21 protein-coding genes are annotated in these 24507 nt (G+C 34.4%); 9 read left to right on the top strand and 12 right to left on the bottom strand.

Annotated elements, in window-relative coordinates; genetic code table 11:
• Positions 1-225 precede the first annotated feature (225 nt).
• The 4 genes from LD272_RS10760 (at position 226) to LD272_RS10745 (ending at position 3781) form a co-directional block, all read left to right on the top strand.
• Positions 226-1362, top strand: coding sequence for a YibE/F family protein (locus tag LD272_RS10760; RefSeq protein ID WP_226036620.1), 1137 nt, complete (start codon positions 226-228; stop codon positions 1360-1362).
• Entirely contained in the window at positions 1359-2135 is a 777-nt protein-coding gene (locus tag LD272_RS10755; RefSeq protein WP_226036619.1) for a YibE/F family protein, read from the top strand. Before LD272_RS10760 ends, LD272_RS10755 begins: the two co-directional genes overlap by 4 nt.
• 111 nt (positions 2136-2246) lie before the next feature.
• Positions 2247-2984 carry a DsbA family oxidoreductase gene (locus LD272_RS10750; RefSeq protein ID WP_226036618.1) on the top strand — a complete coding sequence of 246 codons (738 nt, stop codon included), beginning with the start codon at positions 2247-2249 and terminating at the stop codon, positions 2982-2984.
• A 314-nt stretch (positions 2985-3298) separates the two neighbouring features.
• The gene (locus LD272_RS10745; protein ID WP_226036617.1) at positions 3299-3781 is read left to right on the top strand and encodes a hypothetical protein; all 483 of its coding nucleotides are present in this window, start codon (positions 3299-3301) and stop codon (positions 3779-3781) included.
• 164 nt (positions 3782-3945) lie between these two features.
• On the opposite strand, the gene LD272_RS10740 is transcribed toward LD272_RS10745, so the two are convergent.
• The 4 genes from LD272_RS10740 to LD272_RS10725 form a co-directional block, all read right to left on the bottom strand.
• Positions 3946-4986, bottom strand: a complete 1041-nt coding sequence (locus LD272_RS10740) for a reverse transcriptase family protein (protein ID WP_226036616.1) — start codon at positions 4984-4986, stop codon at positions 3946-3948.
• Positions 4987-5185: 199 nt separating this feature from the next.
• Complete coding sequence (locus LD272_RS10735) at positions 5186-6484, bottom strand: phosphoribosyltransferase-like protein (protein WP_226036615.1); 1299 nt, start codon at positions 6482-6484, stop codon at positions 5186-5188.
• Between the two features lie 187 nt (positions 6485-6671).
• Positions 6672-8225 (bottom strand): UvrD-helicase domain-containing protein, encoded by a 1554-nt coding sequence (locus tag LD272_RS10730; protein WP_226036614.1) that lies wholly within the window; start codon positions 8223-8225, stop codon positions 6672-6674.
• Positions 8226-8287: 62 nt separating this feature from the next.
• On the bottom strand, positions 8288-10135 hold the full coding sequence (locus LD272_RS10725; protein ID WP_226036613.1) for an ATP-dependent nuclease: 1848 nt from the start codon (positions 10133-10135) through the stop codon (positions 8288-8290).
• Positions 10136-10472: 337 nt separating this feature from the next.
• Here LD272_RS10725 and LD272_RS10720 point away from each other — a divergent pair, with 337 nt between their 5' ends.
• Positions 10473-10841 (top strand): DUF1878 domain-containing protein, encoded by a 369-nt coding sequence (locus LD272_RS10720; RefSeq protein WP_226036612.1) that lies wholly within the window; start codon positions 10473-10475, stop codon positions 10839-10841.
• 3 nt (positions 10842-10844) lie between these two features.
• The gene (locus tag LD272_RS10715) at positions 10845-11366 is read left to right on the top strand and encodes a hypothetical protein (RefSeq protein ID WP_226036611.1); all 522 of its coding nucleotides are present in this window, start codon (positions 10845-10847) and stop codon (positions 11364-11366) included.
• 259 nt (positions 11367-11625) lie between these two features.
• Here LD272_RS10715 and LD272_RS10710 read toward each other — a convergent pair whose 3' ends face one another.
• Positions 11626-12195, bottom strand: coding sequence for a TetR/AcrR family transcriptional regulator (locus LD272_RS10710; protein ID WP_226036610.1), 570 nt, complete (start codon positions 12193-12195; stop codon positions 11626-11628).
• 167 nt (positions 12196-12362) lie between these two features.
• Here LD272_RS10710 and LD272_RS10705 point away from each other — a divergent pair, with 167 nt between their 5' ends.
• From LD272_RS10705 to LD272_RS10695, 3 genes are all read left to right on the top strand, one after another.
• Entirely contained in the window at positions 12363-14408 is a 2046-nt protein-coding gene (locus LD272_RS10705) for an efflux RND transporter permease subunit (protein ID WP_226036609.1), read from the top strand.
• Positions 14409-14481: 73 nt separating this feature from the next.
• Entirely contained in the window at positions 14482-16296 is a 1815-nt protein-coding gene (locus tag LD272_RS10700; protein WP_369413966.1) for a YhgE/Pip domain-containing protein, read from the top strand.
• A gap of 383 nt (positions 16297-16679) precedes the next feature.
• A complete protein-coding gene (locus LD272_RS10695; protein ID WP_226036607.1) occupies positions 16680-17120 on the top strand; it encodes a cell wall hydrolase in 441 nt (146 codons plus the stop codon).
• Positions 17121-17407: 287 nt separating this feature from the next.
• Here the strand turns inward: LD272_RS10695 and LD272_RS10690 are convergent, their stop codons facing one another.
• From LD272_RS10690 to LD272_RS10660, 7 genes are all read right to left on the bottom strand, one after another.
• Positions 17408-17872 carry a GNAT family N-acetyltransferase gene (locus tag LD272_RS10690; protein ID WP_226036606.1) on the bottom strand — a complete coding sequence of 155 codons (465 nt, stop codon included), beginning with the start codon at positions 17870-17872 and terminating at the stop codon, positions 17408-17410.
• A gap of 277 nt (positions 17873-18149) precedes the next feature.
• On the bottom strand, positions 18150-19457 hold the full coding sequence (locus LD272_RS10685) for an MFS transporter (protein ID WP_226036605.1): 1308 nt from the start codon (positions 19455-19457) through the stop codon (positions 18150-18152).
• A 380-nt stretch (positions 19458-19837) separates the two neighbouring features.
• On the bottom strand, positions 19838-20479 hold the full coding sequence (locus LD272_RS10680) for a hypothetical protein (RefSeq protein WP_226036604.1): 642 nt from the start codon (positions 20477-20479) through the stop codon (positions 19838-19840).
• 402 nt (positions 20480-20881) lie between these two features.
• Positions 20882-21427 carry a GNAT family N-acetyltransferase gene (locus LD272_RS10675; RefSeq protein WP_226036603.1) on the bottom strand — a complete coding sequence of 182 codons (546 nt, stop codon included), beginning with the start codon at positions 21425-21427 and terminating at the stop codon, positions 20882-20884.
• Positions 21428-21844: 417 nt separating this feature from the next.
• On the bottom strand, positions 21845-22696 hold the full coding sequence (locus tag LD272_RS10670; RefSeq protein ID WP_226036602.1) for an MBL fold metallo-hydrolase: 852 nt from the start codon (positions 22694-22696) through the stop codon (positions 21845-21847).
• 84 nt (positions 22697-22780) lie between these two features.
• Positions 22781-23203: a hypothetical protein gene (locus LD272_RS10665; RefSeq protein ID WP_226036601.1), complete on the bottom strand. Its 423-nt coding sequence runs from the start codon at positions 23201-23203 to the stop codon at positions 22781-22783.
• A 116-nt stretch (positions 23204-23319) separates the two neighbouring features.
• Positions 23320-24447 carry a DUF4362 domain-containing protein gene (locus LD272_RS10660; protein ID WP_226036600.1) on the bottom strand — a complete coding sequence of 376 codons (1128 nt, stop codon included), beginning with the start codon at positions 24445-24447 and terminating at the stop codon, positions 23320-23322.
• Between the last annotated feature and the right edge of the window lie 60 nt (positions 24448-24507).

Here is a 24507-nt window from a genome sequence, read left to right as displayed (position 1 = left end):
CTGTTGTTGGTCCCTCTTCTTTTTATCCTAAACTGAAACGAAGTCCGATGTCCACAATAGAGAACTGAGCTTGAACCAGTTAAGGCCACTCAAGACTACTCCTTTAAATGCATAAAACCTTTGAACAAAAAAAATTAATATGAAATAATAGAGCAATCATACTGGCATGGCAGGCGGTTTAAATGACTTGCACCATAATTCATCCCAATACATGGAGGCGTACTTTTGACCGGTTTTGTAAATAAATTCAAAAAACTAACGTACAAACAAATTCTTTTATACTCGATCATAACCCTTTGTTTTGTAGCCTCTGTCTTTTTTGTTAATCATAATTATTCCTTCTATGAACGACCAATCGTAAAGGTGATTGAAACGAATTTGGAAGATTCCACAGAAGTGATTGATAAGAATGATAATAAAGACCTTCTTTTTACGCAGCAGATTAAAGCAGAGTTAAAAAATAGTGAAGACAAAGGACAACTCATCCATTTAACAAACGAGTATTCCGCGTCCGGAGCTTATGATCAAGAATATAAAGTTGGTAATGAGCTCTTTGTCTCGATTGATAACAACACAGAAAATACAGAATTAACTGGAACCATCACTGATGTGAAGCGTGATAAATATGTTTTGATGATCGCCTGGATTTTTATCTTCACCCTACTTATCATAGGAAAAAAGCAAGGACTGTATTCTGTTATAAGTTTAGCTGTCAATGCTGCTTTATTATCTTATGCACTAGATATTTATCTCCACACATCAAACATAAGCTTGTTACTTATATGCGCGATAAGTGTTCTACTATTTACTGCTATTTCGTTGTTACTTGTCAACGGTTTTAATGAGAAAACCTATTCAGCCATTGTGGCAACACTGCTAGGCACTTTTATTTCGCTATTGATTACCTACCTTGTTATGGTGCTAACTTCAGAAAATGGACTTCGCTATGAGGAAATGGGGTTTCTAACACGCCCCCCACAAATGATTTTTATGGCGGGATTATTAATCGGATCCTTAGGAGCTGTCATGGATGTTGCAATAACCATGTCTTCTTCGATTTTTGGGTTATATGAAAAAAACAACAATATACCAATTAAAGCACTTAAAACCTCAGGATTGGAGATTGGAAAGGATATTATGGGGACGATGACAAATATTCTGTTCTTTGCCTATATAAGTGGTTCGATTCCCGCACTTATTTTGTATTTGAAGAATGCTTACCCATTATCGTCCACCCTTTCGATGAACCTTTCACTAGAAATCGCTCGAGCTCTCTCCGGTGGCATCGGTATCGTACTAACGATTCCAATCGGACTATATACTGCGTTATTTTTCGTTAACCGGAAGAGGGCGAAATTATGAATGTATTAGTATGGTTAGCAGCTATTTTATTTTTGCTGATGGTACTTGTGGGTGGAAAAAAAGGTGCACGGTCTTTTATTGCGTTATTCCTAAACTTCGGGGTCCTGTTTACTACGATACTTGTTATGACAGATCCAAATGCTGATCCGGTAATCCTAACTATTATCGCAAGTACAGTAATTAGTTGTATCACACTCTTTTATATTAATGAAGTAACTAGTACAACAAAAACAGCATTCATCTCTACGATGATCACGATTGTTATTTTAATCTTTTTTATTGTCATTGTAACAAACACTACTATGATTCAGGGATTTGGTGAAGAAGAAGTCGGAGAACTTTACATTTTTTCATTCTATATTGGAGTCGATTTTGTAAAAATTGCGGCATCTGTGATAATTATGAGCACGATCGGGGCGATTACGGATATTGCCATTTCGATTGCCTCTCCCATGCGTGAAATATTTCATCATCACCCTACTATTAGTAGGAAAGATTTATTTAGAGCTGGATTAAGTATCGGAAGAGATATCTTAGGAACAAATACAAATACATTATTTTTCGCGTTCTTTGGAGGTTATTTAGCACTGCTTTTCTGGTTTAAAGATTTATCATATTCTGTTGGAGAAATTGTGAATTCAAAAGTATTTAGTGCTGAAATGATAACAATTCTTTGTGCAGGCATAGGTATTGCCCTTGTTATACCTATTACGTCCTCGATTACTGCCTATTATTTAGTGAAAACTAGAGAAAAAAATGAGCTCTCTAAATAGACTAGTTCACTATTCTATTAAAGACTAGGGTAAAACCTGATTAGAAGCAACTCTTTTTATCTTTCATAGTGTTAATGCTACAATGAGAAAAACTTATGTGAGGTGTTAGATTTGAAAATAGAAGTATGGTCTGATTTTGTCTGTCCTTTTTGTTATATTGGAAAGCGACGCTTAGAAATGGCGCTTGACCAATTTCCTGATAAAGATCAAGTAGAAGTTGAATTTAAAAGCTTTGAACTAGATCCAAACGCACCCAAATACACAGAACAAGGAATTTATCAATCCTTAGCCGCTAAAATGGGAACAAGCGAAGAACAAGTAAGAGAAATGAACAAAGGAATAATCAGGCAAGCAGCTGATATAGGATTAACCTACAATTTTGATGATATGAAGACCACCAATACATTTGATGCTCACCGCCTAGCAAAACTTGCTAAGACTTTAGGCAAAGAAAATGAGCTCACAGAAAATTTACTGAAAAGTTATTTTACTGACTCCAAAAATGTAGGTGACATCGAGACACTAGCCGATGTTGCGGAGGCTTCAGGAATTAATCGAAACAAGGCGTTAGAAGTATTAAAAGACGACACCTCATTTGCAAATGAAGTACGAAGTGATGAGAGAATGGCTCAACAAATTGGCGCAACAGGCGTTCCTTACTTTGTCGTAAACCAGAAATATGCTATTTCAGGTGCACAGCCACTAGAAACGTTTACTAGCGCACTTGAAAAAGTATGGGAAGAAGAGAAACCAAAAGTAAAATTCGAAGAGCTTTCAATAGACAACGGAAATGGTGCTGTTTGCACAGATGACAGTTGCGCTGTTCCACCTAAGACTGAGAATAATTAAGATGAAATGGTGAAAAGAGGTAGCTCGAGCTACCTCTTCCATTTACTCTTCCAAATAATATCGAACCTAAAGCTAGTCCCTCAAATATCAAAAAATAACCATGAAGGAAGGCCCCTTTTCTACCTATTACAATTACTTGTGATACGGTTCGTTCGCTACCATTCACCTAATAGAAAACTGTAATCAGCTGAAAAGCAAAATTCAAAAGACATAAAAGATTTTCTGTCTTTTGAACCTCTATTTATACTTAGGTATAATTTATTACTTAATCGTTAGATGTTACCTTAATAATAAAGAGAAAGGGGATTAAATGGATGAGAAAATTTTCACTCATTTTTTTACTATACTTTGCTTTAGGTACACTCTTAATGGCGTGTGGATCGGATGAAGAACAAACAAATGAAGACTCAGATGGAAAAATTGATGTTGATGTTAGTACCAATAATGAAGCTGAAGATGAACAGGAAGAAGACGTAAATGAGGATGAATCTACATTACCAGATGAGGTTCCTTCAGACTTTCCATTCCCGGATGGAGCCAACTTAGAAGTTGTAACAAATGAGATGGCTGGACATATAAATTATGCTATTTCTTTCTCGGTATCAGACGAAATTGAGGCTCATTACAAAAAATATATAGAGTATGCTACAAGTAATGGGTATGATATCACCACTGAAGACAAAGAAAACTACAGCTTCAAATCAATGAAAGAGTCTACAGAAGGTCTTGGCGTAGGTATATCAGATATGGGTTCAGTTAACATTGCAACTGTAACATTCACTGTTCCTATAGATTAAACAGTATTTATACTACTGATAGATAAAACTGACCAAATCAAATGATTTGGTCATCAGACTGTCGAGACTTTCTCGTCAGTCTGATGCAATGTGATAATCACATTGCCTTTTGTTTTTTAATTAGGCAGATTTTATTGGTAAAAATAATTTTTACACCTATTAATTTAAAATGGCCAGTCAATTAAATTAAATTCTTCCATCATCTTTTCTCCAACCTTCAATTCTACTGATTTCACATAACATATTCTTCCATATAACCAATCCTTATATGATGCTCTATTTGCTTGGTTAATATTGATTAAATGCTTAACGGGACCATATTTTTTACAATACTTTATGTGGGTCCAAATTTCTCTTTTAAATTTCTTCGGAACATGAACATCATTTGATACAGTTAATCCCAGCACAATTTGTTTATTGCCTTTTTTTTGATAAGAGGTTTTTTTGTTATTTACCTGAAAACCTTCTTCTGATATTATTTTCGTCACTAATTTTAAACTTGGCATATTTTTCTTTTCACCCGAAAATGTGAGATCATCAGCATACCTTGTATAAATAACATTCACTTTTTCCGACAACAACCTCAAACGTCTATCTAAATTTCTACTAACTAAATTAGATAGTGAAGGACTTGAAGGGGCACCTTGGGGTAAAATAAATACATTTCTTTGAGTTTTGATTGGATTTACAGTAGTTAGTTTAGCCAAATCAATTGCTACATGATCCTTATAACCTATGGATTTAAACACATAATATACTTGATTTCGATCAATATTGTCATAGAAGTTCTCCAGGTCTAATTTAAGGACTACCTCTTTATTTTGATGCATTCTCGCAACTTTGGAAGTCGAACTTCCTACAGTAAAACCTGTGCAACTACTATCTACTTTGATATTTTTAAGAATATGTACATATATCCACTTTTGGATGATTTTCAACTCTGGTTTTGGAGCTTGGATTATTCTCACTCCACCACTCTTTTTCCTAAGTCTAAAAGTATTGTAATATTCATTTGGGAATTTTATCATATGTGAAATTTTTTTATATGAAATGTCTAAAGTAACTGCCAAATGTTTTAATGAAAATATCACAGGTAGTTGCATACTATTTAATTTATCAACATAAGCTAATGAGGATTCTATAAAAGCGTTTGATTTCCCTTGTTCTCTGGCTTTTTCCTCAAAAATATCTCGATGGAAATACAAAGTAGTTACCTCCTTACTTTTATCAATCATTGCAGATAACACTCTGTGAACTCGCCGTGCGAGACTTTGCATGACCTAACGAATGTTCGTGTTATGCAAAATTTCGTCATTAAAGTTAGTTAATTAGTAACCAAGTCAAATTGACCAGGTCCCACAAGTTATCGGTAGCCGCCGTGTACATGTGGTAAAACTCTAACCACTATGTATTTCCATCAAAAGAATTAGGCACATACATCTTAGGAGTAATCGTCTCTACTTTGGAGGATTTTTTAATTCTTTTTATCTCTTTTTCAACTTCATAGTATAGCATACTACCTATTTTTGTTAAACATTCATTTCTATCAATTAAACCTTTTTGCATTGCTGTATGTAGCAGTTTATCATATTCATCAGATCTAATTCCTAAAATTTGACAAATGACAAATCTACTTCTATTTTTTCTTCTAAGTCTTAATAATCCATACAATAAGAAATCTGTCTTCTTGATAAAGGTGAACTTTTTCCATCCTAAATCAATCTCTCCAGAAACTAATTTATTTATATTTTCTATACCCATAGATTTAGCGTAGCTAATACTAAAAGCAGTATCTTTTCTGAATTCTCTTGCTTTAATCATTTTGTGATTATAAAACCTTGGGAATATAGGATTCCAATCATTATCCGCCCATAAAATTGGTAATGAGTTGTTAGGTGCTCCATAAGAAAATACAACTAAAGATTGCGAATTTTTATATCCTAAGGGCCAACGTTTATATATTTTTTTACCATATGAATGACATAATTCCCTAACTGGTATCATTTTTTTCCTATACCCGAAAGGAGATGATGGTACCTGAAAAGCCTTACCGTATATATTGTTACAATATACTTCACTATTTGGAATCTTGTCTTTAATTTTTTTAACCGCATCGTTCATTGCAGAGACAGATAAGAACTTGATTTCTGGATAACTTGAAAGTTTTTTAAACTCACTATCGAAATCAATTAGTGAGTTCTTTCTTTGTCCATTCCTTAACCCAAAATAAAATTCACAAACTGAATTTCCCGTACCAAAAAAATCATCAATCATTATAACGACGTTATTGTTATGGTTATTTATTTCTCCAATTAAATTTTTCGGGCTACTTATTGTATTTAATTTATGTTTAATCCCACTCTTCCTACTATATGAATTTGTTTTATGTAAGAAGTAAATCATTGCTGACCCACTTTTCCCATGTTCTCCTGTCCCAATAATATAAATGTTTGAAGCAACAGTTAGTTCGTTTAATATTGCATTGAATGAACTATCAAGAGATTCTATAATATCTAAGTCATCAAAAAAATTAACATATTGGAGTATATTTAATGCTATTTCATATTCTTTAGGTTCAAAGTTTCCTAACCAATTAATTATGTCAAAATAAGAAATAGAGTTTTTAAACCTTCTGCAAATAATCGAAAAAACCTCTTCGTACCTTTTAAAACCCTTCAACTCTTGTAAGATAATTTCGTTCATATATGCACCTCTTATCTTAATCAGTAGAGCACCCTGATAATATGATTAGTGAAGATGTGATACGGTGAAAATGAAGTTTAATAGTTATATATATATATCTATCCTATTTAAAGTTGATCAGAGGGGCTGTTTACCCCTGATTTTTGAGTGATATTAATCCCTTAAGAACTTTTTTGGTCAGATTAATTCAGTGTCCAACTCCTGTCTTATTCTTTTGCTTAACTGGTATCATATTTACATTAAGATTAGTTAATTGTTTCTTTAGAATATCATCTATACCTCCCAAACAAGCAATACACAAAAACTTTTTCGCACGGCTAAATCCAACATAACCTATCCTACAAGTATCTTTTTTGTCCAATGCCCTTTTTTGTTCATCTTGTTCCAACCATTTTTTTAACTCATTTTGTGTTTTTGCGATTATTAAGACCGCATCAGCCTGTAATCCTTTTGCTTTATGAATAGTTAGACAAAAATCCTGACTCTCTTTATTATTGTTACAGTACATTTCAAAATTAACTTTTTTAAGAAAATCCTCTGCAATTTCTTTTGGGCTATGTTTTACTTTGCTATGAACAAGACTATATGGGTCATACTTAAAAAGGGATTTAATGTTATTAATTAAATCCTCGCTGTTCATAAATGGATTCTCTTTTATACTATTAATTAACTTCAAACAAAGTTGTCTATATTTTAAGTTATCTATTTGCATTTCATCAATAATTGTATTTTTCCCTTTATGTAGCACCTCACAAATGAATTTAGAACCTTCTTTTAAAAAGTTTATATCAACGGAGTCTTTATCCTCTTTCTGAATTAACCCAAATTCACTTTCGACGGTTTTATAAGTATTACCCTCGTATGCTAAGAAAAACCTTCGTTTAGGGCGACTTTCACAATAAGCCCTATCATTACAAAGCAAATTAAATTGTTCTATTATTTTACCTATATCTTTGGCTACTGAAATGAAGGCTACTTTAGTTTGAGTCTTGTTTCTATCATTGGAATGTCTTTGATTAATAGAAGTATGAAAATTATTTATAAAATCAATAATTGGCTTACTTGAGCGGTGATTCCCATATAAATACTCAGTATCTATCATACGACTATTAATTGCCTTTGAAATTGCTCTTTTGTCCATTGTAGGTATTTTGCGCCCTTTGTTTTGAAATGACATTATACTCTGCTCTGGGTCCCCTACAAAATACATCTCCGTTGAACCCGCAATTCTAATTTGCTCAAAAGTTTTATACTGCCCTGCATCGGCATCTTGAAACTCGTCTACAAACAAAAACTGAATTCTCTGAGATATAAGGTTTCTTACCACTTTATTTTCAATTAGGTTATTCGAAAGTGAAACTATTTTGTCATAGGGTACTACTCCCTTACGAACTATATTACTCTTAATTTTATTTTCTTCGATTTTATCTTCAGCAACAATTTCAACACCTTTGTATATTACGTTTTCCGGTAAATAGCCATGCAGTTTTCCAAATGGCTTTAGGAAAAAGCGAACTAAAAAACTATGAATTGTTCCAATGAAAACGTTTGGCGGCACTTCAATTTCTTTAGATAGTCGTTCCTTAATCTCAAGAGTAGCCGCATTTGTATATGTAATTACAGCAAGAAATCTTTCTGAATCCAGTAATGGTATTTTTTCACTAATTCTCTTTATAATATGATGAGTTTTACCAGCACCGGGTCCCGCAAGAACCAAAGTAGGTTTTAATTTTTTTGCCATTTACACTGCTCCTTATCTGTCTATTCCTAGACTAGTATCAACAGGAAAGTCAATTAATCATCTCAATCCAAAATAAATTCAAAACCTTCCTTAATATAATTGGGAACTTGAAATGCGTCTTTATTTACATTTTTAATCTCATCACCTAAGTTGAATGCAAATTCTGATTTATAATCTTCTATCATTCCAAAAAAAATATCGGTTTCAATTTCATTATTTTTTATTTCCTTCGCATACTCTGGCCCTTTATTTAGCCTCGTATGGTTAAGTGCTTCAAGTAGTATCTCCTTCCCTAAGCCACTTTTGTTTGCTTCAATAAGTTCTTTTTCAAAAGTTTCCTTGTTAACCTCAACTTTTATGGTGCTATAGGGCTTTTCATAGTCATTCTTTAGATTAACTGCACGATTTTCCGATTTCTTACCCACGTCACCATCAGTTAATACAACGCATTTTATGAAATATCCATTTCTTATAATCTCCAAAAAGTGTCTAAAAGCAACCCCGTTCACGTTTATTATATTACAGCCAATGCTATCTAGTGTTTTACCATAAGATAGATTAAATAATAACGGTACTAGAATCTGTTCCGCAATTCCTTCTACTAACAGTATCCTTCGAGCATAAAACATACTAGATTTGGTGGCATCTAAATACTTTTCAAGATATCGTCTGTGTTCCTTGCCTTTTTTAGTTTCTTCAAAACCATCAGTTATGTAATGCTTTTTAATATCCGACCCATCTCTATATAAAACTGCCATATTTTCTGTATTAAGTGAACTTGTGATATGAGTGGAATGTGATGTTAAAATGATTTGTAAATCATCTCTTTTTGCATTTATCTGTTCTATGTTTGTGGCAAGATGCTTTTGTAAGTGAGGATGAAGATGTGCTTCCGGTTCCTCAATGCCTACAATCCTAAAACAAGTATCTATGTTTTCTTCTGGCGCTAAACGAGATAATATTAATGAAATGTATAAAAGATTATTCCGGCCCAGTCCATTTCTATCAATAGTTATCGGTTCTTGGCCATAAATCAAACTCAGTTTCTTTAATATATCGCCTGTTTCAAGTGTTGAAAAGTGAAAGTCAATATTATTTTCTCCTGTACCTTGTAAAGAAATCTTATTCAAATGCTCAATTAATGTCTTTCTAATATCACTAAGTTGATCGTTGCCCCTAATCTTCTCATCTAAATCGCTTAGTACTTCCTTTATATCTTCATATGCATTCTCTTCACCTTGGTTTAAAATTCGGTATAGCAACTTATAATCCCCATTAGCAATTAACTCCCGTTTTGCGTCTCGAAGAGCATCTAATAGTTCTAACTTCAACATACTAAGAAAATATGGATCAACACGATTAGTACGATCATTTCCTCCGTAAATTATGTATTGGTAACTTTTAATTGGGAATTCAATAAATTTTAAAAGGTCTTCCTGTTTTATACCCTTTCTTTCGCTCATAAGTAGTTTAATATTTCCCCTCTGTTTTGTAACCCATGCTTCTCTATCAAAGTTATTAGTTGGTTTAAACACATAGGTTAATTTAGCCTTATCCATTGTTTTAGTTGAAAACCAATCACCCACAACAGATAATTGCTTATTATCCATCCCTTCAAATGTTAACTGGACTTTTACTTCTGGGAATTCAAGTTTATCAAAGGGTATTGATTGATTTAGTATATCTTGTTTAAATTTTAATCTAGTTGCATAATTAATATCTTCAACCTGCAATATTCTTTTCCTAAACATAGTAATATCTTGGCTTAATATCAATCCAATAGATTCTAGTAAATTTGTTTTACCAACATTATTCGAACCAATTATTGTTGTGAATTTCTTCAACTTCATTTCAAATGGTATATTGCCAAAGTTACGATAATTTTTAAGAGAAATCTTCGAAATGTACATAATTACCCTCCAAATTGTTTATACATTTACAATAACATAATTCCAAAATACTGTCGGTTTGCACTTGGAGCATCAGATATTGAAAAACTCTTTTCTAGTACTAATTGAATTAATACAGTTGAACCAGAAGATACCCCTTAATCGATTTCAAGGGGTATTTCTCTGTTTTCAATGAATTCTTATTAATTAGTGTTATTGTCAAAATCATCACATTTATTTGCGCTGAAAAACCGAAGAGGGTTGATATTGATAAAATTTAATATATATCTGCTAATGGATAATTTTGCTATAATATTACTAAACTATTAACTAAGGAATTACTAAAAGGAGGATATTTATGAGCGATGAAAGAGTAAATTTATTAGAAGAAAAAGTTCAACATTTAGAGTTTAAGTTAGATTTGATGTTTCATGATTCCAACATCAACAGGGTCCTCTATGAATACAATATCACCAAAAGTCAGTATAACGAAATTATGAATCTAATGGACGAAATTAGAGACAGGATAAATCAAAACAAAGAAGTTAGTAATGTCGAATATGAAACTAGAATTTATGAGATTACTGGAAATGAAGGTGACTACCATTTAGCCGAGTATATAGTAAAAGCATTTTGGGAAGATGAAAGATGGGATGATGTTTTTCCTGCACTATATGGAAATTTCCCAAAATACAAGCATATTATCAGTGAAAAGGATGGTAATTAACTATTGGACTTAAGCACTTTAGGGAGCATCTCAAGTATAGTCTCATTAGGTGGGGCTGTAATTTCATCTATATTTGCCAGTAAGACAGTGAAATATTTTAAAAATACAACAATGCAATATACATATACCGATATTCTTTCGAGAATAAAAAATATTGCAGAGGAAACACGCGAGAATAAGCGAAAATATATAAGAGGTAGTGAAAAATCTTATGAAAAGATTATTACCAAATTGAACAATGTACTATATGACTTACCTATTAACGAAGATGAAATTAAATCCTCTATAGAATCTATTATAAGGAGAATTGATAATTGCCTTAAAGAGCAGGTTTCCATTCAGCATATGGATGAAGAAGTCGCAAACATTGAAGGTAGAGAAAACTTCAAGGATATCGACACAATATATAGGGAAATAGTAGAGATAATTAAAGGCAAGTTATTAATCATTCAAAATAGAACTTCAAATTCCTTAATTAGTGGGTTTATATATAGAATAAGGCAAAAAGGAACGAAGAAAGATTGAGAGGAAACATCAATTTGAAATTGAAAAGACAGGAGGTACTTGTATACCCCTGTCTTAACTCTTAAAATTAAAATAGTATCTATATTTATTAACGATTTAACTTTTCTAACCATTCCTTTTTAATTAACAATTCAATTTTCTGTTTTACCACTATTTATGATACGGTTCACCTCACTTAATAGTTAAACAAATAATCTTTGTTCAACTATCTGCCCCTATCACTACACTAACAATCAAAGCTGTTATTCACCTTTCTATGCTAGCTCTTTATCATAGAAAGTCCTTTATTTGTTAGGTGGTTTATGATTTCTGCCATTTGCTTTGGTGATTTATCCATTCCGTGACTTAACCAACTTTTAATAACGTGAATACTGCCACTAATAATAAACGTACTTAGATATTCAGACATATCTTCATCAAGGTTGTTAACAGCCATCCAGTTTTTCATTAAAAATCGTTGTGCGACGTTCATCACTCTCTTTTGAAAGGTTGTATCACCATTTTCGTTGAGAAGCGTTTGACAGATGTCCCGCTTTGAAACGATATATTCGAGTAATTTTTCTGTCATCTGTAAGGATTCTTCTTCTTTTTTGAAATTATATTGACTGAGATATTCATTCATATCCTCAATAATTTCTTCTTCAATTTTATCAAGTAAATCAAATTGGTCTGAATAATGGGTATAGAAAGTAGAACGATTGATATCTGCTAAATTACATATTTCTTTTACTGTAATAGTAGAAATTTGCTTTTCACTCAATAATTTGATTAGACTATCCTTCAATACCATCCGTGTATATTTTTTTCGTCTGTCCAATTTAGAAGACAATCAGGGACCCTCCCTTACTTTTTTTAGCGTAATCCAACACAATTTATCCTTGTGTTGCCAATTGTACGCATGTTACGGAACTGTTTGTTGTAAAACCAACACTGTGTCTATATAATAATAAAGTGGAATTAGGTTTAACGCAACAGAAAGGATGAATTATTATTGGCATGGCAGCACGAATTATTAAACATAATAAATCAGTAGTTATTGCATTTATGGTGATTGCCGTCATTTCTGCAATCGTACAGTTCTCTGTGTCTGTAAACTACAATATGGTAGATTACCTACCAGATGATGCTCCTTCGACAGAGGCAATGGACGTCATGGAGCAAGAGTTTGAGGGCTCTGTTCCAAATACAAGAGTCATGATCAACGATGTTACGGTCCAGGAAGCACTTCAATTAAAAGAAAAGCTTGCTGCGATTGATGGTGTGGAAGATGTAACATGGTTAGATGATGCGATTGATATAAAAACCCCACTAGAAATAGCTGATAAAGATACGGTGGAAACCTATTACAAGGATGACAAAGCCATTTTTTCTTTCAGCATTCGAGACGGGGATGAAGTTCCAATAACCAACGCTATCTATCAATTAATTGGTGAAGAGAATGCGATGGCGGGAGAAGCACTCGATACTGCTATATCACAAAAAATGGCTGGATCTGAGTCAATGTATGCCGCGGCATTGTTAGTACCAATTATTATTTTAATTTTGGTTGTTTCTACAACTTCTTGGCTGGAACCGTTGTTTTTCCTAACAGCTATTGGAGTTTCTGTACTGATTAACTTAGGAACAAATATTTTTATCGGGGAAGTATCGTTCGTAACTCAATCAGTTGCGCCGATTTTACAGCTCGCGGTATCACTCGATTACGCTATTTTTCTACTGCATAGCTTTTCTGATTATCGGAAGAAAACAGACAATCCAGCCGAAGCCATGCAGCTCGCAATCAAAAAATCGTTCCCTGCAATTGCAGCTAGTGCAGCAACGACCTTTTTTGGTTTTATGGCACTAACATTCATGAACTTCGAGATTGGTTCTGATTTAGGACTAAATCTGGTTAAAGGAATTGTCTTAAGTTTCATAAGTGTCATGGTATTCTTACCAGCACTAACCGTTATGTTTTATAAATGGATTGATAAAACACAACACAAACCATTGCTTAAAGGCTTCAAGAACATTGGCAGTAGTGTTGTCAAAGTAAGAATACCTGTGTTGTTACTCGTATTCCTACTAATCGTTCCCGCATTTTTAGCACAAAGCAACACGACTTTTACTTATGGAACCGGCGATCAACCAGAGCAAACTCGGGCCGGTAGTGACAAAATCCAAGTAGAAGAGACGTTTGGGAAATATACTTCAATGGTGTTACTTGTTCCAAAAGGCGATGTCGCAAAAGAAGAAAATCTAGTTCAAGAGCTAGAATCCTTTGGGCCTGTGACAAGCGTTCTTTCATATGTTAATACAGTCAGCTCAGTAATTCCGCCAGAATATTTAGAGGAATCGATCACAGAGCAATTTTATTCAGATAACTACAGCCGAATAATTCTGCATACTGATGCAGGACCAGAGGGTGCAGAGGCTTTTTCACTTGTTGAATCTGTTCAAGAGACAGCTGCTACCTATTATGGTGATGATGCTTATTCCCTCGGGGAGAGTGTGACCTTATATGATATGAAAAATGTAGTCCAAAACGATAACAAGCTTGTCAATTTACTAACAATAATTGCGATTGCGATTGTTCTTTTGGTGACATTTAAATCCATTTCCATTCCATTAGTATTGCTGCTTACGATTCAATCTGCTGTTTGGATTAATTTAGCTGTCCCCTACTTTACTGATTCATCACTTGTTTATGTGGGATATCTGATTGTCAGCACCGTCCAGCTTGCGGCGACTGTCGATTATGCGATACTTCTGATGGAAGCATACAAAGAGAATCGCAAGGAAATGACTGCACTTGACGCAATTAAGAAAACAATCAATGAGAAAATATTCTCGATTGCAATTTCAGCATCCATCTTATCAAGTGTTGGCTTTATTTTATGGATTACCTCGAGCAATCCGATTGTGGGATCGATTGGATTATTGCTTGGAAGAGGCGCATTACTAGCGTTTATTATGGTTATTTTCTTCCTACCGGCCATGCTATTGGTATTTGATAAAGTTATTGATAAAACAACTTGGAAAGCAAACTTTTTGAAAAAGTAACCAATTAATAAGGCCTTCTGAGTAAAAAGCGAAAGCCTTAATCTGATTGAAGAATTATAAAGGGGAAATGATGATGATAAGAATAAAAAGAATACTTCTTGTTTTTACGGCTATCGTTCTTGTATTGCCGTCATTTCTTGTAAATGCAGCATCAAATGAGGATGCAAAAATTTCTTATAAGGATGAAGTAGTTTATGCCACACTTAGCCCTACTGGAGATCAACAAGAAATTTATGTAGTTAACAATTTTGATGTTACAAAAGCAGGAACAGTTGTCGATTATGGTACGTATGCAAGTCTTAAAAACTTAACGAATTTATCAGAGTTAGAACAAACTGACAATACGGTGCAATTCTCTGCACCTGAGGGGAAATTTTATTATCAAGGAAACATGAATGAGGAACCCCTACCTTGGGATGTTGATATAACGTACTCCTTAGATGGGAAAGAAATTGCTCCAGATGAACTGTTGGGAAAAGATGGACATTTAAAAATCCAACTAAACACGTCTGCCAATGAACAAGTAGATTCTGTTTTTCACCAAAACTACTTGTTGCAAATTTCTCTCACCCTTGACCCTACAATCTATAGCAACATCGAAGCACCTGATGCAACGGTTGCAAATGCGGGCAAGGACAAACAAATCACCTACACTGTTATGCCTGAGAAAGAGGGAAATCTGAGCCTTGAGGCAGATGTAGTTGATTTTGAACTTAAGGCAATAGATATTTCAGCTGTTCCATCATCGATGTCAATCGATTCACCTGATACCGGTGAAATGACTGGTGACATGCAATCCTTATCTGATGCCACCGCAGAAATCAACGATGGTGTTGCTGATTTAAAGGATGGTGTTGCTGGCTTAAACGATGGCGTAGCAAGCCTACGAGATGGTTCTGCAGAATACAAAAATGGAATATCTAAAATCGATGAATCATCAACAGGACTTGTTAATGCATCAAAATCGATTAATGATGGCCTTACTTCGATGAGCAATTCTGTTAGTGGAAATTCAGAACAGATGGATCTTAGTGGGTTAAAAGAGTTACAAGAAGGACTAACGAAACTAGCTAATGGGCTTGTTCAAACAGCAGATGGCTTGGATCAATTAAAAGAAAACTATGCAGCTTCCTACAGTGCATTAGATCAAGCAATGACTGCTATTCCCAATCATGAAATCAGCAAAAAACAACTAGATGCTCTTTATAGTATAATCGAAGCAGATGACGCAGCTAATAAAGAAGTAGTTAATCAATTGATTGAGACCTATACTGCTGCACGTACTGCAAAGGGTACCTATTCCAATGTTAAGGAAGCATTTGCTGCCGTAGATCCGACGCTCACGGAAGTTAGTGGATCCGTCAGAGAAATCTCGAATAACCTGTCTTCAATGGCAACTGAGCTTTCATCATCTCTCGAAAACATGGATATATCTGATTCTTTTACACAGTTACAGGAAGGATTAGCAGCATTATCTTCCAACTATAAAGAGTTCCACACTGGTCTAATAAGCTATACTGACGGTGTTGGACAGTTATCAAACACTTATAGTGACTTACACGCTGGAACTGCAGAGTTAGCCGGCGGTACAAATGAACTAGAAGATGGTGTTAGTGAACTCCACAATGGTACAACTAAATTAAAAGATTCAACAAGTGAACTACCTGATCAATTACAAGAGGAAATTGATGATATGATTTCTGATTTTGAGAACACTGACTTCGAACCCGTATCCTTTGTCTCGCCTGACAACAATGAGAAAATAAATACGGTACAATTTGTCATCAGAACAGAAAGTATTGAAAAAGAAGAAGACAAGGAAACAAACGAAGAAAAAGCCGAAGAAGAAAAAGGTTTCTGGGACCACCTGTTAGATTTGTTCCAATAAAAAATGGTACTCATATGAAATACACTTAGACCTCTCTTAGATAATTAGGGAGGTCTATTTTTTAATCTATTAACTGGCACAAGTTTCTGTTTATGACTATAATTCATGGCTTAAACGAAAATCATAAAGAAACTAACAACCAACATGTTTCGTTATTTATATTCGTATCGTTTTACACGACGGCCACTCCAGTTATCTATTGTTTAAGGGAATATATTAAACTCACCATCTAAAAAACTCCTAAAAGTAGTATCGACAACTAAAATCCTACTTAATTTTAGATATGAATCTTGTGAAAGTGGTACATGTTCAATCGGATAAAATTACGAAAAACTTACATTTTCCAAAGATTTTTTCATACAATTCTTTTAGAGGTGATGATAGTGACAAGAGTGGCATATACCGAAAAAGACATTGATTTAATAGCAAGGATGATAAGGGCAGAAGCCGAGGGCGAAGGACGACTAGGGATGCTTATGGTTGGGAATGTCATTGTAAATCGATCAAGAGCTGATTGTTTAGATTTTAAGGATGTAAGGTCCATACGGGATGTAATTTTTCAAGTTCAAGGTGGAAATTATTCTTTTGAAGCAGTACAAAAAGGCAATTTATTTTATAGCCCGGCAAGAGAAATAGAAAGAAATTTAGCACGACAAGTTATAAAATATTGGAGACAACATCCTTCTAAGTATGCTCTTTGGTATTTTAATCCGTATGCTGAATGTCCTCCTACATGGTACGGTCAACCATTTGCTGGACAATATAAACAACATTGTTATTATGAACCAGTAGCTAATACATGCGAAAGTGCTTATAGATATTAACAATCCCCCCACATTGTGTGGGGGATTTTGATTGTTACCATTTTTTCGATTAACGCACCAGTGACTCCTCTCACTATTAAAATAGTAAGCATTCAAAGTGAAAGTAAATTAAATAATAAACATTTTCAGCTAGTCATATCATTCTTTAGGAATTTTACTTATAGTTTCTTCTTCAATGATAAACTCTCCTAAGAAATCTTTTAATTTAATATCTAAATGATACGAAGAATCTTCAAGATTTCTGTAGCTCCTTAAAGAAGTACTTCTATCTAATTCAAATTTTTAACTTATAGAACTTTCTCCATCGATATCCTTGTCGTTGAATATCCTAATGTCTTGTATAATCGATAAGCACCTTCATTACTTCCAAATACACTTAAACCAATAGAAATCACACCATATTCTTTAAGCTTAGATTGAAGTTTCTCTAGAGACTTCCTCCCATAACCTTTACCTCTGTGGGATTCATCTATTAAAATATGGTACAAGTATGCTTGATTAATTTCTGGAATTATACTGTACCAAAGTATTCCAACTTTTTGATTGGAATTAACGTCTTCGATATTGTACAAATATTGACCTTCCGTAGATACCCCGTCCTTAAACATGTCATTAATCATCATTTCAGATTCTTCCAAAGCTTGCTCCATTGTTAAGTTGAAATTTTTAATAATTTCTTGAGCATGGTCAGAAATCAGGAAATCCAAATACTTATCAAATTCTACTTTATTAACTTTACTTAACTTAATCATTTTATCTCTCCAATCATGGATAAACACCCTTGTTTACTGTAGTTATAGTTTGTATGACACATTTTTAAGCCTTCTTCAAAAAGAACTACTCTGTTTGATACTACCATTAAATACAAGGTTTTCTATGACTTTTTCTAATAAGCCCAGATTGACAAAAAAAGAAGCATGTGAAATTCATTGCGAATTTCCATGCGACTTTAAATGAATTATATTGTTTACCACCTCATAATAGAACCCGTTAACTATCAGTCTAGTATGCTTTAATCCCCTTACTATCTCATTGCTTCCCTTTTTTACTATTGTTACGTATAGCGATAACAACAACCGGAACAAAAATCAGTGAAAGAATTCCACTTCCGAGTGATAATGCAGTAAAACTAGAATAAGCGACTACAATTCCAGATAAAGCTCCACCAGTAGCACCAGCAAGAGCAATTAAAACATCGACTGTCCCTTGAGTCTTAGCACGATTTAATGGTGTAGTCGCATCGATGATAAGTGCAGTTCCACTAATTAAACCAAAATTCCACCCTAGACCTAGTAGAGCTAATGAGATAGTGAGTACGACTAAAGAATCAGTTGGCGCATAAGCAGCCATAACACCAGCTAATAGTAGGGTTATTCCAGAAGCAGCCGCCATCACATTACGTCCAATTTTATCAACAAGAACTCCTGTAACAAGTGAAGGCAAATACATAGCACCAATATGGATCCCTATTATTAATCCCACATCACTTAATCCATGGCCATGGTCTCCCATATGCACAGGTGTCATCGTCATTACCGCAACCATAACGATTTGGGTCAAAACCATTACAGTAGCCCCAACCATAACTCCCCGGGAATTTAATTGAGGTGTTTCGTTTTCTTTAGTATCTTTACTTTCATCCATTTTCTGCTGCTTGATAGCAAGTGCTTCCGCAATTTTAAGTGGATCTGGATGAAGTAATAGTAACAACACCACACCAGCTAGAATAAAAGCAGTTGCAGCCAAGATAAATGGCCCAGCAAGTGCAGGTACCCCGATCGAGATTGCAAATTGTCCCATTACATCAACTAAGTTGGGACCTGCAACAGCACCAAATGTTGTCGCTACTAGCGCAACACTTACAGCAGTTCCCCGCTGCTTTGTACTTGCTAAGTCTGTTCCTGCATACCGAGCTTGTAGGTTCGTTGCTGTACCTGCACCATAAACTAGTAAAGATACAAACAAAAGAATTATACTACCTGTTACAGCTGCAATAACTACCCCCACTGCACCAATTCCACCGGCAATAAAACCTGCTGCAAGACCTGTGCGACGTCCAAAACGTTGAGAAAGATGTCCAACAATTAGGGCAGCTCCAGCTGAACCTAGAGTAAATAATGCAATTGGAATTCCTGCAAAACTATTTGTACCCAACATATCTTCTGCAAGTAGTGCCCCTACTGTTATACCCGCAGCAAGGCCCGCTCCGCCAAGAATCTGCGCAATCACTATTATAATTAATGTCCGTTTATATAATTGTCGTTGTTTATCTGGATTATCAACATAGTCTTGTATCAAATCCTTATTTTTGGCTCCTGACTTCTTTTGTCTGAGCATGAATTTAACACCCTATCTAAGAAAATATAAGTTCAAATCGTTATCTATCGTCACTCGTAATATACTCACTCTTTTTTAAAAAAGTACATATTTTTTCAACGAACCAAAAACACATACCCGTATAGGTATATTATTAATTATAAATTTAAAGTGCAATTTTTACAACCCCAATTAATTTAGGAGTTCAAAAAGATTCTGGACCTTAATAGAATAATGAGTTCAAAAAAGCCAGATCCTCAAATATGAACAAATTCCATACTTTAAGATCTGGCCTTTATTTATCAATTTCATAATACTGTTTTTTTGTATTCTTCATCTTCATATAGTTGGGATAGACCGTTCCCAAACTATATGAAGATGAAAATTACTGCATAAGGTAATTATGAAATTGATTCAATTAGTTTTTCAAGATCGGTGTTAGTGAAATTATTCGCAATTCCTGGTTTGGAACTTAAATAATTTACAATCTCTGTATTTTCGAGTTCAACGGATGTTTTCAAACCACTTATTATCATACTTAGGTATTCTTCAGATGGTTTATTAAAGGGAACATCTAAGTCCCAATCAGCTGTGAAAGTTAACATTGGATAGCCATCAACCTCACCTAAATACAAGATAGTTCCGTACCATGAGTCTCTTATTGTCTTGTATCCGTTACTTAAGACTTCATCGAAATCTATTTCTACTACTTCTCCGTTATTCTCTTGTTTCACAACATCCTTAAATTGCTCTACTGTTATTAAATACTTTCGACTGTATGTATGAAACTTTTCATCCTTTTGTAACCCTATAAAAGCTACTCCTTGTTTTTGCCAACGCTCTGATGCTTTTGCAAAATATAGAGGATAACGCATGATATAGGTTGATTCTTCGATTGGAAGTGATTTATCTCTACATCCTACCTCCACTTTTTCAGAGCCAATAGGTTTACCACCTTTTATATAGCATAAAAATCTATCTCTACTTAAATTAGAACCATAGCTTGCATACCAAACATATTTTATATTTTCTAAGCTAGACAATGAAAATCCCACCAAACCTTTTTCCCTTAATCATAAAGATAATTATGCAGATAGAAAAGTCTTTTCTATCGGAAAGCGAAGTATTCTGCCCAATGCGACCGTATGCGTACTCACCCCGGGGCTATTCTCGTCGGCATACCGGAATGCGCACTCACCTCGGGGTTATTCTCACTCAGCATACAGGAATGCGCACTCAACCTTGGTTTATTCTCACTCGGCGTCCCGAAATGCGCACTCACCTCGGGGTTATTCTCACTCAGCGTACAGGAATGCGCACTCACCTCGGGGTTATTCTCACTCGGCGTACCGGAATGCGCACTCAAATAACAAACAACAAACGCTTGAACATTTTAATGTCCAAGCGTTTGTTGGTTATATTGTCTTGATCAACTATTAGCTGGTTTACTTGAATAACTTATACCAGTACAAAGTGGTTTCAATATTAGGATTATATGAATGCTTTAGTGTGTCAACTCCACCTAATATGAATCCTTGTTTCACATAAAATTTGCATGCACCAAGATTATCATCTTGTGCTTCCAAGGACATTCCGATAAGTTTTCTTTGTTTTGCCCACTCTTGCGCTTTATTTAAGAGTAACTTTCCGACTCCATTGCCTCTATAATCCTTTTTAGTAGCAATGTTTTCAATATAACAGAAGCGATTCCAATCCTTAATTATTCTAATTTGTCCTATGCAAGTATTATTCATATAAGCTAAAAACAAAGCTTTATCATCTCGATTTATATATTGGCTCCAATTAAGTTTGTCATCTGGAAAACTTGTTTCTCTAGTTTCATCAAAAAGAATCTCTTTATAAGACCACTTTCCTGATTGTAAACTGGGGACAACTCTACCATATAACTTAAAAGAATCATTAGTCTTATTGATATCCTCTATTAATTCATTATTTAATGGAGAAATAATGATCTTACTTTCACTATCCAATAGTGCACACTTCCTTTTACCATTTTTCGAAAATATTTTATTTAAGGATAATTAAACCCAATCTTATTCAACAGTACTGCTTTGTTAGTTTAAGAAAAATTATTCACAAACTCTACATTTATTGTAACAGAAAATTACAATTATCTACTTAGTAAAAGAAAATCAACATAGCAAATAGCATACCAATTAACATAGTAAACATAACAACTATTGTCATTGTGTTATTTGGGTTGTGATTTCGCATGTTAATTCAAGTGTTTATATCCAAAAAACATGGATATAAACGGGAAAACTAACAGACCAAATTATATGAGAATTTGGTCTGTTAGTTAGTGTGCTATTTCGTAGTTTCTCCACCGAAACGTAGCTTGCTTATTTTAGCTAAAGAATCAAACTTTAAAATCCCAGGAATGAGCTTCAGCCGAATTTCTTTTGATTACCATTTACAAAGTTTTGAATATACTCAAGTTGTTCTTCGTTCGGTTTATTTTTTTGTACCTCGTTAAATCGAGTAAGTGCTTTATCAAGAGTAATTTCATTACCTACAATTTCACCAATAGTTGTTAACTCATCAAAGAAACGCCACATTTCCTCGTGTGTTTTCGGATCTTGATGCCCTAACACATAGTAATTTACTTCGTATTTTTTTATTTTATCTAATAGATTTCCTAATTCGTTCTTATCATAACTCCAATTGCCACTATAGAAGTCTTGATAGATGCAATCTCCTAGAAAGATAACTTTTTCCTTAGGAATATAAATAATTGATGAATCGTGGGCATGGACCCCTCCAACATGTTCAACTACACAGGTTATTCCACCCAAGTCAATTTCAATCTTATCTTTAAATGTTACATCCGGGGCTTTTAGCTCCAAGTGATCACGTGTGGGCATCTCAGACTTTATCATATCTCTACAAAATTCAATTTCTTCTCCAGTCTCAACTCGCTTATCTATTGAAGCATCATCCCATTTCAAGGTTTTCATATAATCTATTTTCTTCTTCGTATCATCATGACTTATCGTTAAATAATCCATCGTTTTTATACCAAAGATATGATCCCAGTGCCAATGTGTAATAACAACAAGCTTTATCGGTGGTATATCCATCTGTTTAGCTAGCTTAAGAAAATCTTTTGCATGTTCAGGTGAATTCCCCGAATCAACAATTAAGCTAAAGTTCTCGCCACAAATTAACCCTAATGCCGGGCGATCTGTTTCTGAATAATGGGGCATATAATACACTCTATCTGCTATTTTTTTCAGCATTTAAATCCTACTTTCATATCTTTTTTATGTAGAAAAAGTCGCCACTTCTGACGATCCATTGTTAACCTCATTCACCCGTGACATCTAGCCCTCTCTTAGTGAATGATAAACGAGAAGTTCATTATTACCTTCAACTAATACTATTACAGGAGCATCACCACTTTTATACTCTTTATCATTAGAAGTGTATATTTTTGTTCCTTTTTGAAGTTTTGAAGCAGAAAAGTTTCGATACCACCAAGTGTTAGTGGTCTGTTTCCTTATTTCACCAATTTGATCGCCCCTAGTATATTCATTATCTTTAATCCATTCTAATTCAGAGGCATTTGAATAAACAAGCCCATCTAATTTCAGAATGTCAGCATCAGGATTACCAGTTAAAATTTCCTTTGCTGTCGGATTTCCTATTTTACCAGAATTAAGTGGAAAGTTTCTAGATAAAGTTAAAACGACTAATACAACTAATACTAAGGACAATGAGATAAATAAGATAACTTTTGACCTCAATATAATTAGCCTCCCTCCGCTTGTAATCATTTTCTTTGTTGAATGGCATAGCTAATTGTATCAATTACTTTTGGAGTTGATATCTGGGGAAAGCACCCAATTTTTTTAAACATTGTTTAATTACTGCTTTCGACACTTTCTAGTTTCTCAATTTCTTTCACCTTAGCCATACCGGGATTTGAGCCTGTTATCTTTCCTTCAATGGTTGCATGGATTTTGTCACCTAAATTGAACTCAGCCGTATTGACACCTGTTATAGAAGTGAAGTCAAAAACAAATGCTTCTAGATCAATCTCCTTTATCTCATCTTTTAATGATTGATAATCTAGCATATTTAGTTCTTGACCAATTAACATGGTGCCATCCTTTATTTCGAGCACATAGCCTCCAACCGTAACATCTTGCTTTTCAGTACCTGTATTTTCGGATTGCTCAATGATATATGCTGCAATCTGAGTCAAGTTCACACCATCTTTACTTTGATCACAAGCTGCCCAGCGAAAGTTCTGTTCTCCTCCGTTTATATGAACCTTTAGATGATAGTCCATTGCATCCTCTGCCTCACAGCTAGACTGTAACTCTTTTTCAGCTAAATAATTGGTGAGCACTAATCGCTTATACACTTCTTGCATTACATTATCGGGAAGGTCCAATTCACTATTGATTTTGGTTTCGGTCGCTTTTTTCTTTGTGTTTGTTAAGGTATTAATTTCGTTCTCGAGATCCACGCCATATTTCAACTCTAGTTCAAAACGATCTTGCTGACTCATATTGTAATTCATTTGTAGAATCTCATCCATCCCATGCGAACCATTATTACAGTCAATCGCAATATAAGAAGTATTAGTGTAATTCGTTTCCTTGATCAGATTACCACAGTCGTTCGTACTTATTCCTCCACTTCCAAAAGCGTCCCGGCTAGTATCATGCATAATTTCAAGTGATTCTCCAGCATACGTTAAATCTGTTACCATCGGATCCCCTTCAGTCGTGTAGTGGACAACACGTAAATCAGAAGCAATACCCTTCTGCATGTTTTCGTAGAAGGCCTCCATCTTATCCCACCCCTGAATTCTTCCATGCATATTAGTAACGTCAACATCATTTACACCCTGAACATTGAGCTCATTTTTTCCGTTTACAGTTGGTTGACCTCCGCCGCCCTCTGTACCCGTATTGTTATTCCCACAGGCAGCCAAAGCGACAAGCATGAATAAGAGAGCTATGCATAGTCTTTTCTTCATCTGTATCTCACATCCATTCTTATGTAAATAATAAGATTATAATGTATTAGTCGCGATTAG

It is taken from the genome of Aquibacillus saliphilus (assembly GCF_020404745.1).
GTDB lineage: Bacteria > Bacillota > Bacilli > Bacillales > Amphibacillaceae > Aquibacillus > Aquibacillus saliphilus.
The sequence above is the reverse complement of the archived record's forward strand: the minus strand, read 5'-3'. Positions and strand labels throughout refer to the sequence as shown.